Genomic DNA, 14,776 nt, shown 5'->3' with positions numbered 1-14,776 from the left:
GTTCAGCCGGCGCGCTTGCCGGTCTCGGGATCGAAGAAATGCAGCCGGTGCGTGGGCAGCGCCACCGCGAGCGCCGTGCCGCGCGCGGGGCGGTCCGCGTGCGGCAGACGCACTGCGACATCGTGCGCGCCCCAGCGGCCGTGCGCGAGGTTGTCCGCGCCGAGCAGCTCGCACGAATCGACCGTCAGCGTCACGTGCGGCACGCCCGGCTGCGGCGTCATGTGCTCGGGTCGCACGCCGAGCACCCAATCGCGGCCCGGTGCGATCTCCACGCCGATTCCGGGCACGCCGGCGACCGGCAGTGCCGGGCCGCCGCCCGCGACCGTAAACGTCGCACCGTCTTCCGACAGCCGCCCGTGCAGCAGGTTCATTGCCGGCGAGCCGATGAAGCCCGCGACGAACACGGTCGCCGGCTTCTCGTAGACGTCGACCGGCGCGCCGATCTGCTCCGCGTAGCCGCGGTTCATCACGATCACGCGCTGCGCGAGCGTCATCGCCTCGATCTGGTCGTGCGTCACGTAGACGCTCGTCGTCGCGAGCCGCGCATGCAGCCGCTGGATCTCGAGCCGCATCTGCACGCGCAGCTTCGCGTCGAGGTTCGACAGCGGCTCGTCGAACAGGAACACCGACGGCTCGCGCACGATCGCACGCCCCATCGCAACCCGCTGCCGCTGTCCGCCCGACAGCTCGCGCGGACGCCGCGCGAGCAGCGGCTCGAGCTCGAGGATCTTCGCGGCTGCGGCAACCCGCGTATCGATCGTCGCGCGCTCGATGCCGCGGATCTTCAGCCCGTAGCCCATGTTCTGCGCGACCGTCATGTGCGGATACAGCGCATAGTTCTGAAACACCATCGCGATGTCGCGATCCTTCGGCTCGAGCGCGTTGACGACCCGCTCGCCGATCGCGATCTCGCCGTCCGTCACGCTCTCGAGCCCCGCGATCATCCGCAGCAGCGTCGACTTGCCGCAGCCGGACGGCCCGACCAGCACGATGAATTCGCCGTCGGCAATCTCGACGTCGATCCCGTGCAACACGTTCTGTTTGCCGTCATAGGATTTCCTGACACCCCTCAAGCTCAGCGCAGCCATACGTCGCCCTTCTCCTCGTAGCGTGTCCGTGGTTATTTTTCAGAATCGACGAGGCCGCGCACGAACCAGCGCTGCATCGCCAGCACGACGACGAGCGGCGGAATCATCGCCAGCAGCGTCGCCGCCATCACGTAATGCCATTCAGTCGCGGTATCGCCGCTCGCGATCATCGTCTTGATGCCGACCACGGCCGTCGACAGCGACGCCTCCGTCGTGATCAGGATCGGCCACAGATACTGGTTCCAGCCGTAGATGAACGTGATCACGAACAGCGCGGCGATGCTCGTCTTCGACAGCGGCAGGACCACGTCCCAGAAGAACCGCAACGGCCCCGCGCCGTCGATGCGCGCCGCGTCCATCAGCTCGTCGGGCAGCGTCATGAAGAACTGGCGGAACAGGAACGTCGCGGTTGCCGACGCGATCAGCGGCAGCGTGAGCCCCGCGTAGGTGTTCGTCATCTGCAGCGTCGACACGACCTGCACGGTCGGGAAGATCCGCACCTCGACCGGCAGCATCAGCGTGACGAAGATCAGCCAGAACGCCGTATTGCGGAACGGGAAGCGGAAATAGACGATCGCGTATGCGGACAGAATCGACACCGCGATCTTGCCGACCGCGATGCCGAACGCCATTGCGAAGCTGTTGACGAGCAGCCGGCCGAACGGCGCCGTCGTGGCGCCGCTGCCGTGCCGCCAGATGTACGCGACGTTCTCGAACAGGTGCGTGCTCGGCACGAGCGACAGCGGCACCGTGAACACTTCTTGCGCGCTCATCGTCGCCGCGCAGAACGCGACGTAGACGGGGAACACGATGAGCACGACGCCCGCGATCAGCACCGCGTGGCAGAACAGGTCGAAGCCCTTGCGATTCTCGATCATGCGTATTGCACCCTGCGCTCGACGAAGCGGAACTGGATCACCGTCAGCCCGACGACGATCGCCATCAGCACGACCGACTGCGCGCCCGAGCTGCCGATGTCGAGCCCCTGGAAGCCTTCCGCGAAAATCTTGTAGATCAGCGTCTTGGTGCTCTGCGCGGGGCCGCCGGCGGTCGCGGCGTCGATCACCGGGAACGTGTCGAAGAATGCGTAGACGAGGTTCACGACCAGCAGGAAGAAGCTCGTCGGCGACAGCAGCGGCAGCACGAGGTGGAAGAAGCGCCGCACGGGGCCCGCACCGTCGATCGCGGCGGCCTCGACCAGCGAGCGCGGGATCGCCTGCAGCCCTGCGTAGAAGAACAGGAAGTTGTAGCTCACCTGCTTCCACACCGACGCGAGCACGACCAGGAACATCGCCTGCCCGCCGTTCAGCGCGTGATTCCAGACGATTCCCGACTTAGCGAGCGCGTAGGTGACGAGGCCGATGCTCGGATTGAACAGGAACGCCCACAGCACCGCGGCGATCGTCGGCGCAACCGCGTACGGCCAGATCAGCAGCGTTCGGTACGCGCGCGCGCCGCGCACCACGCGATCCGCGCATGCGGCGAGCAGCAGCGACACGACGAGCCCGCTCACTGTCACGAGCGTGCTGAACACGAGCGTCGTGCGAAACGAGTCGAGATACAGCGGATCGGCGAACAGGCGCGTGAAGTTCGCAATGCCGACGAACTCGCTCGACGTGCCGAACGCATCCTGCATCTGCGTCGATTGCCACAGCGCGACGCCGGCCGGCCAAAGGAAGAACACACCGGTGATCGCGAGCTGCGGCGCGATCAGCAGGTACGGCAGCAGGCTCGCGCCGAAACGGGAACGGGATTGCATGGCGGGAATCCGGGCAGGCGAAACGGGAATGAAGACCGGCCACCGGCCGTCGCGCGCAAGCGCACGCGAGCGCACAACCGGCCGGCGGCACGATGCGGCGCGTGCTCAGCTGCCCGACTTCTCGAAGCGCCGCAGCAGCTCGTCGCCGCGCGTGACCGAGGCATCGAGCCCTTCCTTCGGCGACTTCTTCTGCGCCCAGACCTGCTCGAGTTCCTCGTCGACGACCGTGCGGATCTGCGGCATGTTGCCGAGCCGCAGCCCCTTCGTGTACGGCAGCGGCGGCTTGTTCATCATCTGCTTGATCGCCGTTTCCGCGCTCGGGTTCTTCGCGTAGAAGCCCTGCTGGCGCGTCAGGTCGTATGCGGCCGTCGTGACCGGCAGGTAGCCCGTGTCCTGGTGCCACTTCGCGGCGACTGCAGGCGAGCTCAGGTACGCGAGGAATTTCGCAACGCCCTTGTAGGTCGCCGGATCCTTGCCGGCCAGCACCCACAGGCTCGCGCCGCCGATGATCGCGTTCTGCGGCGCGCCCTTCACGTTCGCGTCGTACGGCATCATGCCGGTGGCGAAATCGAACTTCGCATACTTGTGCATGTTGGCGAGCGCGCCCGACGACGTCGTGACGATCCCGCAATCGCCGCTGTTGAACTTCGCCGACGCCTCGTCCTTGCGGCCCGCATACGTGAATGTGCCGTCCTTCGCCATCTGCTGCAGGAACTGGATGTGCGCGACCTGCTGCGGCTTGTTGAACTCGAGCACTGCGTCCGTGCCGTCGAAGCCGTTGTTGCGGCTCGCGAACGGCAGCGCATTCCACGCACTGTAGTTCTCGAGCTGGACCCAGCCTTGCCAGCCGGTCGTGAAGCCGCACGCCATGCCCGACTTGCGCAGCTTCTCGGCATCGGCCTTGACCTCGTCCCACGTCTTCGGCGGCTGGTTCGGGTCGAGCCCGGCCTTCCTGAACGCATCCTTGTTGTAGTACAGCACGGGCGTCGAGCTGTTGAACGGCATCGACACCAGATGGCCCGTCTTCGCGTCGCTGTAGTAGCTCGCGATGGTCGGCACGAACGCCTTTTCGTCGAGCGGCACGCCGGCCTGCCTGAACACGTCGTAGACGGGCACCACTGCCTTCTTCGCCTGCATCATCGTCGCGGTGCCGACTTCGTACACCTGAAGGATCGCCGGCGCGTTGCCGCTGCGATACGCGGCAATGCCCGCCGCGAGCGCCTGGTCGTAGGTGCCCTTGAAGACCGGCACGATCCTGTAATCGCTTTGCGATGCGTTGAACTGTGCCGCGATGTCGTTGACCCGCTCGCCGAGTGCGGCCTCCATCGCATGCCAGAACTGGATCTCCGTCACCGCGAATGCCGCATGCTGCGCACCGAACAACAATGCGCCCCCGAGCGCGAGCGAGCGAACCAGCGTCCCTACGGGCTTCTTCTTCATCGACTTCTCCTATGAAAACGATACCAACAGCAGGTACACCATCCCCATCGCCATTGAACCGGCGCAGTCTAGTGATCGTTTGTGACAATCAGTTGTCGCTGATGACGAACAAACGTTGGTATTCCTTCAGGGCGAATCGATCGGTCATGCCGGCGATGTAATGCGCGACGAGGCGCGGCTGCTTGTCTGCGTCGTCGGACTGGTATGGCGGCGGCAGCAGGCGCGGATCGTCGAGGAACGCGTCGAACAGCCCCGCGACGACACGCTGCGCCTTGCTCGCCATCCGCATCACCTTGTAATGGCGGTACAGGTTCTTGAACAGGAAGCGCTTGAGGGCCGCCGCCTGTTCGGCGACGGCTTCGCTGTGCGACACGAGCGGCGGCGCCGCGCGCACGTCGTCGAGCGACGCCGGCGCGACGCGCGCGAGATTGCGCGTCGTCTCGTCGATCAGGTCGACGATCAGCGTGTTGATGATGCGGCGCACCGTCTCGTGCACGAGACGGCGGCCATCGAGACTCGGGAATTCGGCGAGCGCCTGCTCGTAATGGCGCTGCCACAGCGCGACCTGCGCGAGCTGGTCGATCGTGATCAGCCCGGAGCGCAGGCCGTCGTCGACGTCGTGGTTGTTGTACGCGATCTCGTCGGCGATGTTCGCAAGTTGCGCCTCGAGCGACGGCTGGCGCCCCTGCAGGAAGCGTTCGCCGAGCGCACCGAGCTTGCGCGCATTGTCGCGCGAACAGTGCTTGAGGATCCCTTCGCGCGTCTCGAAGCAGAGATTCAGGCCGTTGAATGCGCCGTAGTGTTCCTCGAGCTCGTCGACTACAGCGAGGCTCTGCAGGTTGTGCTCGAAGCCGCCGTGCTCGCGCATGCACGCGTTGAGCGCGTCCTGCCCCGCGTGGCCGAACGGCGTGTGCCCGAGATCGTGCGCGAGGGAGATCGCCTCGACGAGATCCTCGTTCAGCCGCAGGTTGCGTGCGACCGAACGCGCGATCTGCGCGACTTCGAGGCTGTGAGTGAGGCGGGTGCGGAACAGGTCGCCTTCGTGATTGACGAAGACCTGGGTCTTGTATTCGAGACGGCGGAACGCGGTCGAGTGGACGATGCGGTCGCGATCGCGCTGGAATTCAGTGCGGGCCGCGGGCGGCGGCTCCGGATGGCGCCGGCCACGCGACTGCGACGCGTGCGCGGCATACGGGGCGAGATGCGCTTCCAGCGCCGCCAGCGTCGGCGGCTCGGCCACCGGCGCGGCGGTTGCGCTCCGGGGCTGGCGTGGCAACATGCTGCTGGATGTTTCGCTCACCGTCTCCTCCACGTCAAGGGCGCCGGGCAGCCGGGCCGGGTTATTGCGTCGCCGCCGCCGCCGTCGCCGCCAGTGTAGCGAACACAGCTTCGTCGGGCGCCGGCGTGATCAGCGTATCGCCGAAGCGCTTCAGCAGGATGAACTTGATCGCGCCGGCCTCGGCCTTCTTGTCGACGCGCATCAGGTCCATGTAGCGCGCGTCGCCGAGTGCGGGCGCGCGGGTCGGCAGATGCGCGGCGGCGATCACCGCGTTCAGGCGCTGCCGCGACGCGTCGTCGAGCAGGCCGAGCCGCACCGACAGGTCGCCCGCCATCACCATTCCGCAGCCGACCGCCTCGCCGTGCAGCCACTCGCCGTAGCCGAGCCCGGCCTCGATCGCGTGGCCGAACGTGTGGCCGAAATTGAGGATCGCGCGCAGGCCGCCTTCGCGCTCGTCCGCCGCGACCACGCTCGCCTTGATCTCGCATGAGCGCTTGACCGCTTCGGCGAGCGCGCCGGGCTCACGGCCATTCAGCGCGCCGATGTTCGCCTCGATCCAGTCGAAGAATGCGGCGTCGGCGATCGCGCCCGTCTTGATGACCTCGGCGATGCCCGCCGCCAGTTCGCGGTCGGGCAGCGTCGTCAGCGTGCCGATGTCCGCGATCACCGCCTGCGGCTGGTAGAACGCGCCGATCATGTTCTTGCCGAGCGGGTGGTTGATGCCCGTCTTGCCGCCGACCGACGAATCGACCTGCGACAGCAGCGTGGTCGGCACCTGGATGAACGGCACGCCACGCATGTAGCATGCGGCCGCGAACCCCGTCATGTCGCCGATCACGCCGCCGCCGAGTGCGACGAGCGTCGTCTTGCGGTCCGCGCGTTCGGCCAGCAGGCCGTCGAAGATCAGGTTCAGCGTTTCCCAGTTCTTGTACGCCTCGCCGTCCGGCAGCACGACCGTCGACACGCGCTTGCCGAGCGGCGCGAGCGCCGCGCGCAGCGCGTCGCCGTAGAGCGGATCGACCGTCGTGTTCGTGACGATCGTGACGGACGATCCCTTGATGTGGGGAGCGAACAGTTCGGTGCGGCCGACCAGGCCGGCGCCAATATGAATCGGATAGGCGCGTTCGCCCAGATCGACGTTGACAGTAATCATGCTTGTATAGGCTTGGCGACGACGCCCGCCAGTTCGAGTTGCATCAGCACCATGTTGACGAGCCCGTTGACCGACGGGCGGCCCGTCTCGATGACGAAATCCGCGCATTCGCGGTACAGCGGATCCCGCACCTCGTAGAGCGCTTCGAGACGCGCTTTCGGATCTTCGGTCTGCAGGAGCGGCCGGTTCTTGTCCTTGCGCGTGCGCAGCCACAGATCGTGCGGATTCGCGCGCAGATAGACGACGATGCCGTGTGCCTTCAGGCAATCGCGATTTTCGGGTCGCAACACCGCGCCACCGCCCGTCGCGAGCACGATGTTCTCGCGCTGCGTGAGCTCGGCGATCACCTGCGTTTCGCGGTCGCGAAACCCGGCCTCGCCTTCCATTTCGAAGATCACCGGGATGCGCGCGCCCGTGCGTGCCTCGATCTCGTGGTCGGAGTCGAAGAACGTCCGGTCGAGCCGGCGCGCGACCGCGCGGCCTACGGTGGTCTTACCCGCTCCCATAAGGCCGACGAAAAATACGTTTGCGTGTGGGTCCCGCGCTTGCAACGGCTTCCTCTGCTTCAATCTTGCTGGTGTGTGGCGCAGCTTACTGGCAAAGCGCCTGCCTTGTCGAGCCTGGGCCGGCGGCGTCCGGGCCTGGATCGCCGGGGTCCGGCACGCCGGCGCCGGCCGTGCCGCACCGCCTGCCGACCACGGTCGGGGTGATGAAGACGACCAGCTCGTTGCGCTGTTCGCGCCGCGCCCGGTGCCGAAACAGCGCGCCCAGAACCGGTATTTTGCCCAAGAGCGGCACGCGCGTCACATCGTCCCGGTCCAGGCGCTCGTAAATCCCGCCGATCGCGACCGTCCCGCCGTCCTCCACTTCGACGCGGGTCTGCACGTGTTTCGTATGGATCGCGGGGCCGGCCGCCGTCGGCTCGCCGACGCTGTCCTTCGTCACGTCGAGGTCGAGCACGACGCGCCCGTCCGGCGTGATCTGCGGCTCGACCTCGAGCTTGAGCGTCGCCCGGCGAAACTGCACGCCGCTCACGCCATTACCGACCTTGGCCTGGTATGGCAGCTCGGCCCCCTGCTCGACGATCGCTTTCGCGCGATCCGCCGTGACGACGCGCGGGCTCGACACGATCTGTCCCCGCCCCTGCGCCTCGAGGGCGCTCAGTTCGACGTCGAGCACACGGCTCAGCGGCGCGGCGAACAGCGTGAAACCCGCCGTGGCGGCGTCGAAGCCGGCGAGCGGCCGGGCGGCCAGGTCGAGCGCGTTGCGCTCGCCCGCGGCCGCGCCTTCGCCCGTCGTCGCGGGCCGCCCCTGCGCGCGCAACGCGACGCGCGCGCCCAGGTTGCGCGAGAAGCCCTGCTCGCCCTCGACGATGCGCGCCTCGATCCGGACCTGCCGCGACGGCCGGTCGATCGCGTCGATCAACGCGGCGATCTGTGCAATGCGCGGCGCGAGATCGGTGACGAACAGCAGGTTCGTGCGTGCGTCGGCCGCCGCCGCGCCGCGCCTGGAAAGCAGCCGCTGCCCCGCCGCGCCGGTCAGGAGCCGCTGCACGTCCTGCGCGCGCGGGTAGTGCAGCACGAAGGTGCGGCTGTCGAGCGGCTCGAGATCGGCAGCGCGCGCATGCGCGTCGTGGCGCTCGCGCTCCCGCGCGGCCAGCTCCGCCGCCGGCGTGACCCAGATCACGTTGTCGCGCCGGGACATCGCGAGCCCGTGCGTGTCGAGCAGCATGTCGAACGCATCCCGCCAGCGGACATTGTTCAGACGTAACGACACGGTGCCACGCACCTGTTCGCTGACGATGATGTTGAGCCCGGTGAAACGCGCAAACGCGTCGAATGCGGCGGCGAGGCCGACACCCTGGAGATTCAGCGAGATTCGGCGTGCGTCGTCCGCATCTCCTGGACGCCGCGCGGCTGCGTCGCTCATGCGCGCGGGGGGTGGCAACGGAACTGGCGGGCCTTCGAGCGCGGGGGCAACACGCGGCGGCGGCTCTGGCTGCGGCGGCCCCTGCTCCGTCGATGGCGGCGGCGATGGCGACGACTCCGGCGACGCGATTTCCACACTGGTGACCGTGCCCTGCGGCAGAGGCACGTCCGGCAGCACATCGGCATGCGATTCCATCGCTGGCCATGCGACCGGCAGCGGCGGCAACGCACCCCACGCAGCGGCGCCACTCACGCCGATCCAGACGACGACCGTGGCACGCAATCCGTTCCTCACCATTGCCCGCCTCCGCCATTCAGCTCCATCCGGTGCGGGCCATGCGCCGTCGCGAGCATGACCGACTCCGCGTCGATCCGCGTCACGCGCATCGCGCCGACCACCTCGCCGGCAGCCGCCGCAGTAATCGCACCCGTACCGTCGTCGAACAGCGCGAGACCGGCGCGTGCGTCCCGCATCACGCCGGCCAGACGCGACGGCGCGGCCTCGCCCGGTTCCAGATGATCTTCGGAAGCGAACGGGTCCGCCTCCGTCGAACCCGGACCGAGCCACGCGTCGCCATCAGACGCCACAGCGCCAGGCAACCCGGGAAACAGGTCGATCGCCAGCTCCACGCGCGCCGCCCGTGTGTCGCGTTCGACACGCATCGCCGACGGCACGGCGAGCACCGGCAACGCCGCCAGGCGGTCGACCAGCCACCGAAGCGCCGGAAAGCCGCCATCCGCGACGATGCGCACCGTGCGCCGCTCGTCCGTCCTCCCGCGCTGCTCGGGCGGCGGCCCCGGCTCGAACGACACGATCCGCAGCCCGCTCGACGTGGCCAGTTCGGCGAGCTCGAGCAGCAGCGCAGCCCAGCCGGGCGATGCCGGTTCGCGGTCGCCGCCGTCCGGCGTCGCCTGCGGGTCGCGCGTCTGCGTTGCGGCCGCAAGCACGCGATCAGCCGCGGCAGCGCGCGCATTGGCCGCGGCGAGCGCCGCGCGGCTGCCGGCCAGGCCGCTCCAGTCTGCCACATCCGCCAGATGAATACCGCCCGTCAGCACCGCACCGAACGCAAGGGCGCAGCGTGCGGCGTGCAAGGCGGCCGGACGCCCAGGCCACAATGCACCGTTGCGCCGCGCACCGTCGAACCCGAATCGATGTGCGATCGCGATCATCGGCGCACCGCCGCCGGCTTCGGGCGCGGCGCCACGTCTTGCCAGCGCAGTTGCACGGAGAACCGGAACGGCATCCGCGCCGCGCCCGCCGGGTCGACCGGGGCCGGCTTCAACGCGTCGACGTCGACACGCCACCGTTGCGAATCGTGCGCGAGGCGGGCAAACCACCGTGCCGCCGCGCGGTAGCTGGCGGCACGCGCGTCCAGTTCCGCGCCGGACGCCGTCGCCCGCAAGGCCTCCAGACGGACTTCGTCGTCGCGAACCCGCGCCAGCAGCGCGAGCAGCTCGACCGCCTGCCGATACGGCGCCGCGAGCGTCGCGGCCTGCCCGCTGCGTTGCGCGGCAGCGTCGGCGCTTCGCGCGGCGCGTACGGCCACATCGACCTGCGGCTGCTGCCGCAGCAAGCGCGCGTCGACGCGCGCGCGCTCGGCATCGATACGCATGCGCAGCCACGCCGCGCCGCCCGTCCACACGCCGACGCCCGACACGCCGAGCAGGATCGCTGCGCCGCATTGGGCAGCCCGGCGGCGACGCATCGCCCGCGCGACGCGGTCGCGATACGGCAACAGGTTGAATCCGCCGAGCGAAGCCGGTCCGGCCACGTATCCCGCGGGCGCGCCCGTCACGATGTCTGGCGCGGTCATTCCCACACCCCGCGCAGCGCCAGCCCAAAGGCCACCGCAAACGCCGGCCCGCGCGGCACACCGGACTGCGCGTCGGCGACGTCGGCCGCCCACTGCGCGCATTCGAACGGCAACGCGATCGCGCCAAGCAGATCGCCGACTTCGGCAACCGAGGTTCCGAAGCGCGCGACGCAGCGGTCGTCGCCACCGACGACCACACAATGGGCCGGCTGCCGCGCAAAGCTGCGCAGCGCATCGGGCAGTGCTGCGTGCGCGCGGTCCGGAAACGCGAACTGCAGCACGGCGGCCCCGCGCTCGAGCCACCAGCCGCGCACGCCCGCTTCGCCGAACCAGAGCGCGCAATACGGCTCGTGTGCATCCAGTTCGCGCGTTGCGGCATGGCGCAGCGCACGGAGCGCCGCCATCGACTCGCCGTCGACCGCCGTCAGGTCGACGCCTGCGAGCGCAGCCGCGTCGACCCGCCGCTGCAGCAGGATCTGCGGCGCGGCCGCGATCGCGATCTCGGCGGGCCGCGCGCCGTCCCCAGGGCGCCAGTCGAACGCGAGACTGTCCGGCGCCAGCCCGGAAATGCGCTCCGCAGCCTGCCGCGCCGCGTCGGCGATATCGTCGCGCCCCGCGAGATCGAGCGTCGCGGTGCGCATCTCGTCGTCCCGCAGCGCCATCACGCCGCACGTGTCGCACCGCACGCCACGCGCCGCCAGCCGCGACACGGCCGCCGACAGCGCCCGGCCGACCGCCGCCCAGCGCGCGTCCTCGAGCCCTTCAGTTGGCCCGAGCGGCTCGGCCTCGAGCCCTTCGACCCGTACGTTCGCGCCGCGCCGGCCGCGGCTCAGCACGGCCACCCTCACCTCGTCCGCGCCGACGTCGATCCCCGTCGCCGTGCGCCTGCCCATCGCGAATCGCGCCACCCATCGTCCGGTCATCCGAGCCTCCTGCAATCGTTGCGGCCCATGCCGCACACCGAGGCTCTCATTCTGAAGAGCGGCACGCGCCGCCGGCAGTCGGCCGAACGGCCAACGGCGCTAACCGCGCGCGCGGGCGAGCTATGCTGGAAGGACGGCGCCCCGCGGCCATGCCCCGGGGAGCAGCGCCCCAGCGTCAGGACCGGTCATACCGGGCAGCTATAATCGCAGGACTGTATTCCGGTATGCCTATGCAATCCACGTCCCCTACGTCCCCGCCCTCCGCCCCGGAGCCGAAGAAACGCCCGTGGTGGCTGAAAGTCCTGCTCGGCCTCGCCGCGGTGTGCGTGGCGCTCGTCCTGTGCGGCGGCCTGGTGCTCGGCTACGCGCTCGTGGTCGCGTCGCCCAACATGCCGTCGCTCGCCGCGCTCACCGACTATCGTCCGAAGGTTCCGCTGCGCATCTATACGTCCGATCACGTGCTGATCGGCGAATTCGGTGAGGAGCGCCGCGACATCGTCCACTTCAAGGACGTGCCCGACTCGCTGAAGAAGGCGATCCTCGCAATCGAGGACGCGCGCTTCTACGAGCACGGCGGCGTCGACCTCACCGGGATCTTCCGCGCCGGCATCGTCGCGTTGACGAACGGCCACGCGTCGCAGGGCGCGAGCACGATCACGATGCAGGTCGCGCGCAACTTCTTCCTGTCGAGCGAGAAGACCTACACGCGCAAGATCTACGAGATGCTGCTCGCGTACCGGATCGAGCGCGCGCTGACGAAGGACCAGATTCTCGAGGTCTACATGAACCAGATCTATCTCGGCCAGCGCGCGTACGGTTTCGCGAGCGCCGCGAAGATCTACTTCAACAAGGACCTGAAGGACATCACGCTGGCGGAAGCCGCAATGCTGGCGGGCCTGCCGAAGGCACCGTCCGCGTACAACCCCGTCGTCAATCCGAAGCGCGCAAAGGTGCGCCAGCAGTACATCCTGCAGCGGATGCTCGAGCTGAACTTCATCTCGCGCGAGCAGTACGACGAGGCTATCGCGCAGCCGCTCGTCGTCAAGGGCCCGACCCGCGAGTACAGCGTGCACGCCGAGTACGTCGCGGAAATGGTGCGCCAGATGATGTATGCGCAGTACAAGGACGAAACGTACACGCGCGGCTTCAACGTCATCACGACGATCGATTCCGCCGACCAGCAGGTCGCCTACAGCGCGCTGCGCAAGGGGATCATGGACTACGAGCGGCGCCACGGCTATCGCGGCCCGGAAGGCTTCATCGAGCTGCCGGCCAACGCGGACGACCGCGAGCAGGAGATCGACGATGCGTTGCTCGAGCACCCGGACAACGGCGAGCTGATCGCAGCGGTCGTGACCGCCGCGAGCGCGCGCCAGATCACGGTCGCGTTCATCGATGGCAGCCAGGCAACGCTTGACGGCGACGGACTGCGCTTTGCCGCGAGTGCGTTGTCGGCCAACGCGCAGCCGAACCGCCGCATTCGTCCGGGCGCCATCGTTCGTGTGATGAAGAACGACACGGGCAACTGGACGATCACGCAACTTCCGCAGATCGAGGGCGCGTTCATCTCGATCGTTCCGCAGGACGGCGCGATCCGCTCGCTCGTCGGCGGCTTCGATTACAACAAGAACAAGTTCAACCACGTCACGCAGGCGTGGCGGCAGCCGGGTTCGTCGTTCAAGCCGTTCATCTATTCGGCCTCGCTCGACAAGGGCCTCGGGCCGGCGACGGTGATCAACGACGGCCCGCTGTATTTCAGCGCGGCCGAAACCGGCGGCCAGCCGTGGGAACCGAAGAACTACGGCGGCGGCTTCGAAGGCCCGATGTCGATGCGCACCGCGCTGCAGCGCTCGCGCAACCTCGTGTCGATCCGGATCCTGAATCACATCGGCACGAAGTACGCGCAGCAATACATCACGCGCTTCGGCTTCGACGCCGACCGCCACCCGGCCTACCTTCCGATGGCGCTCGGCGCGGGTCTCGTCACGCCGCTGCAGATGGCGGGCGCCTATTCGGTGTTCGCGAACGGCGGCTACCGGGTCAATCCGTACCTGATCGCCGAAGTGACCGATCCGAACGGCGCGATCGTCGCTCGTGCGCAGCCGCTCATCGCCGAGCAGAACGCGCCGCGCGCGATCGACGCGCGCAACGCATACGTGATGCACAGCCTGCTGCAGAGCGTCGCGCAGCGCGGCACCGGCGCGAAAACCAACGCCCTCAAGCGCGGCGATCTCGCGGGCAAGACCGGCACGACGAACGACTCGCACGACGCATGGTTCGCCGGCTACCAGCACACGCTCGCCGCGATTGCGTGGATCGGCTACGACAACCCGCGCAGCCTCGGCGACCGCGAAACCGGCGGCGGCCTCGCGCTGCCCGTGTGGATCGACTACATGGGCGCGGCGCTGAAGGGCGTGCCCGAATTCAAGCCGACGATGCCCGACGGCGTCGACACGCTCGGCAGCGAGCTGTATTTCGACGAGTTCACGCCGGGGCACGGCTTCGTGTCGACGGTCGGCGTGCCGCAGGCGCCGGCGGTGCAGGACACGACCGACGTGGAAGCGCCGCACGTCGACGAGCAGGAGAAGCAGGACATCATGAACCTGTTCCGCGGCCACTGAGCGGCGCGCCGGACATGAAAAAAGCGGCCCATCTTGAATGAGGGCCGCTTTTTCTTTGCTGCGTCGATTGGCGCGCGCGGGCGCCGACGCTCACTCGCCGAACGTGATCGGGATCCCCGCCTGCTGCGTCGCGTAGTCGCTCAGCGCCGAGAAGAATTCGGTGCCGCTGCGCGTATCGCGCCATGCGCCATCGACGTAGCGGTAATGAAAACCGCCTGCCTTCGCGGCAATCCACACTTCCTTCATCGGCGGCTGCAGGTTGACGATGATCTTCGAACCGTTCTCGAACGTCAGCGTGAGGACGCTGCCGTTGCGTTCCAGATCGATGTCGTGATCGCCGTCGTTGGCGGCGTCCACGGTACGCTCGACGGCCGCCAGCACGGCCTCGGCACGGGTCAGGTATTCGGTATCGGACATGCTAAACTCTATCGGTTCAATTGTTCAGGGACGATCATGCGAGTCGTTTTCCGGATGAGCGCGATTGTAGCGGCTTTGGCAATTCTTGCAGGCTGCGGTCAACGTGGTCCGCTCTATCTGCCCACCGTGCCGCCGCTGCCGCAGAAACCGGTCGAGCAGCAGCAGGATACACCGCCGGCGAACGTCAAGCCGACCGACGAAACCGCTACCGACAGCGTGCCCGACACGTCCGGCACGCCGTTGACGCTGTCGCCGGAACTGTCGAGCGGCGCATCGGGCGTGCCGGCCCCTGCGCCGGCATCCGGCCCGACCAGCGCGCAGTAGTCAGCCCGCACATCAGCCGCTCATCAGCAG

At 68.3% G+C, this 14,776-nt stretch carries 14 protein-coding genes; 2 read left to right on the top strand and 12 right to left on the bottom strand.

What is annotated here, in order from left to right:
- Positions 1–2: 2 nt before the first annotated feature.
- The 11 genes from DID96_RS10875 to DID96_RS10825 all read right to left on the bottom strand — a co-directional run bounded on the left by DID96_RS10875 (position 3) and on the right by DID96_RS10825 (position 11,384).
- Positions 3–1,088, bottom strand: coding sequence for a sn-glycerol-3-phosphate import ATP-binding protein UgpC (locus tag DID96_RS10875; RefSeq protein ID WP_124599336.1), 1,086 nt, complete (start codon positions 1,086–1,088; stop codon positions 3–5).
- A 32-nt stretch (positions 1,089–1,120) separates the two neighbouring features.
- Positions 1,121–1,966: a sn-glycerol-3-phosphate ABC transporter permease UgpE gene (gene ugpE, locus DID96_RS10870; RefSeq protein WP_124599335.1), complete on the bottom strand. Its 846-nt coding sequence runs from the start codon at positions 1,964–1,966 to the stop codon at positions 1,121–1,123.
- The gene (gene ugpA / locus DID96_RS10865) at positions 1,963–2,847 is read right to left on the bottom strand and encodes a sn-glycerol-3-phosphate ABC transporter permease UgpA (RefSeq protein ID WP_124599334.1); all 885 of its coding nucleotides are present in this window, start codon (positions 2,845–2,847) and stop codon (positions 1,963–1,965) included. The genes ugpE and ugpA overlap by 4 nt, the downstream gene beginning before the upstream one ends.
- Before the next feature lie 105 nt (positions 2,848–2,952).
- On the bottom strand, positions 2,953–4,287 hold the full coding sequence (gene ugpB / locus DID96_RS10860) for a sn-glycerol-3-phosphate ABC transporter substrate-binding protein UgpB (protein ID WP_124599333.1): 1,335 nt from the start codon (positions 4,285–4,287) through the stop codon (positions 2,953–2,955).
- 88 nt (positions 4,288–4,375) lie between these two features.
- Entirely contained in the window at positions 4,376–5,587 is a 1,212-nt protein-coding gene (locus DID96_RS10855) for a deoxyguanosinetriphosphate triphosphohydrolase (RefSeq protein ID WP_124599332.1), read from the bottom strand.
- A gap of 40 nt (positions 5,588–5,627) precedes the next feature.
- Positions 5,628–6,719, bottom strand: coding sequence for a 3-dehydroquinate synthase (gene aroB / locus DID96_RS10850; protein WP_124599331.1), 1,092 nt, complete (start codon positions 6,717–6,719; stop codon positions 5,628–5,630).
- Positions 6,716–7,270 (bottom strand): shikimate kinase AroK, encoded by a 555-nt coding sequence (gene aroK, locus DID96_RS10845; protein WP_124599330.1) that lies wholly within the window; start codon positions 7,268–7,270, stop codon positions 6,716–6,718. Before aroK ends, aroB begins: the two co-directional genes overlap by 4 nt.
- 40 nt (positions 7,271–7,310) lie before the next feature.
- Positions 7,311–8,945, bottom strand: a complete 1,635-nt coding sequence (locus DID96_RS10840; protein WP_124599329.1) for a type IV pilus secretin PilQ — start codon at positions 8,943–8,945, stop codon at positions 7,311–7,313.
- Positions 8,939–9,817 carry a pilus assembly protein gene (locus DID96_RS10835; RefSeq protein WP_124599328.1) on the bottom strand — a complete coding sequence of 293 codons (879 nt, stop codon included), beginning with the start codon at positions 9,815–9,817 and terminating at the stop codon, positions 8,939–8,941. The genes DID96_RS10840 and DID96_RS10835 overlap by 7 nt, the downstream gene beginning before the upstream one ends.
- Positions 9,814–10,461: a fimbrial protein gene (locus DID96_RS10830; protein WP_124599327.1), complete on the bottom strand. Its 648-nt coding sequence runs from the start codon at positions 10,459–10,461 to the stop codon at positions 9,814–9,816. Before DID96_RS10830 ends, DID96_RS10835 begins: the two co-directional genes overlap by 4 nt.
- Complete coding sequence (locus DID96_RS10825) at positions 10,458–11,384, bottom strand: competence protein ComA (RefSeq protein ID WP_124599326.1); 927 nt, start codon at positions 11,382–11,384, stop codon at positions 10,458–10,460. Before DID96_RS10825 ends, DID96_RS10830 begins: the two co-directional genes overlap by 4 nt.
- 230 nt (positions 11,385–11,614) lie before the next feature.
- Between DID96_RS10825 and DID96_RS10820 the strand changes: the two genes are divergently transcribed.
- On the top strand, positions 11,615–14,005 hold the full coding sequence (locus DID96_RS10820) for a penicillin-binding protein 1A (protein WP_124599325.1): 2,391 nt from the start codon (positions 11,615–11,617) through the stop codon (positions 14,003–14,005).
- A gap of 90 nt (positions 14,006–14,095) precedes the next feature.
- Here DID96_RS10820 and cyaY read toward each other — a convergent pair whose 3' ends face one another.
- Positions 14,096–14,422, bottom strand: coding sequence for an iron donor protein CyaY (gene cyaY, locus DID96_RS10815; RefSeq protein WP_124599324.1), 327 nt, complete (start codon positions 14,420–14,422; stop codon positions 14,096–14,098).
- Between the two features lie 36 nt (positions 14,423–14,458).
- Between cyaY and lptM the strand changes: the two genes are divergently transcribed.
- The gene (gene lptM / locus DID96_RS10810; protein ID WP_124599323.1) at positions 14,459–14,746 is read left to right on the top strand and encodes an LPS translocon maturation chaperone LptM; all 288 of its coding nucleotides are present in this window, start codon (positions 14,459–14,461) and stop codon (positions 14,744–14,746) included.
- The last annotated feature ends 30 nt before the right edge of the window (positions 14,747–14,776 follow it).

Source organism: Burkholderia sp. Bp8963, from assembly GCF_003854275.1.
GTDB lineage: Bacteria > Pseudomonadota > Gammaproteobacteria > Burkholderiales > Burkholderiaceae > Burkholderia.
Note: the sequence above shows the minus strand (reverse complement) of the source record. Positions and strands in the feature narration are given on the sequence as shown.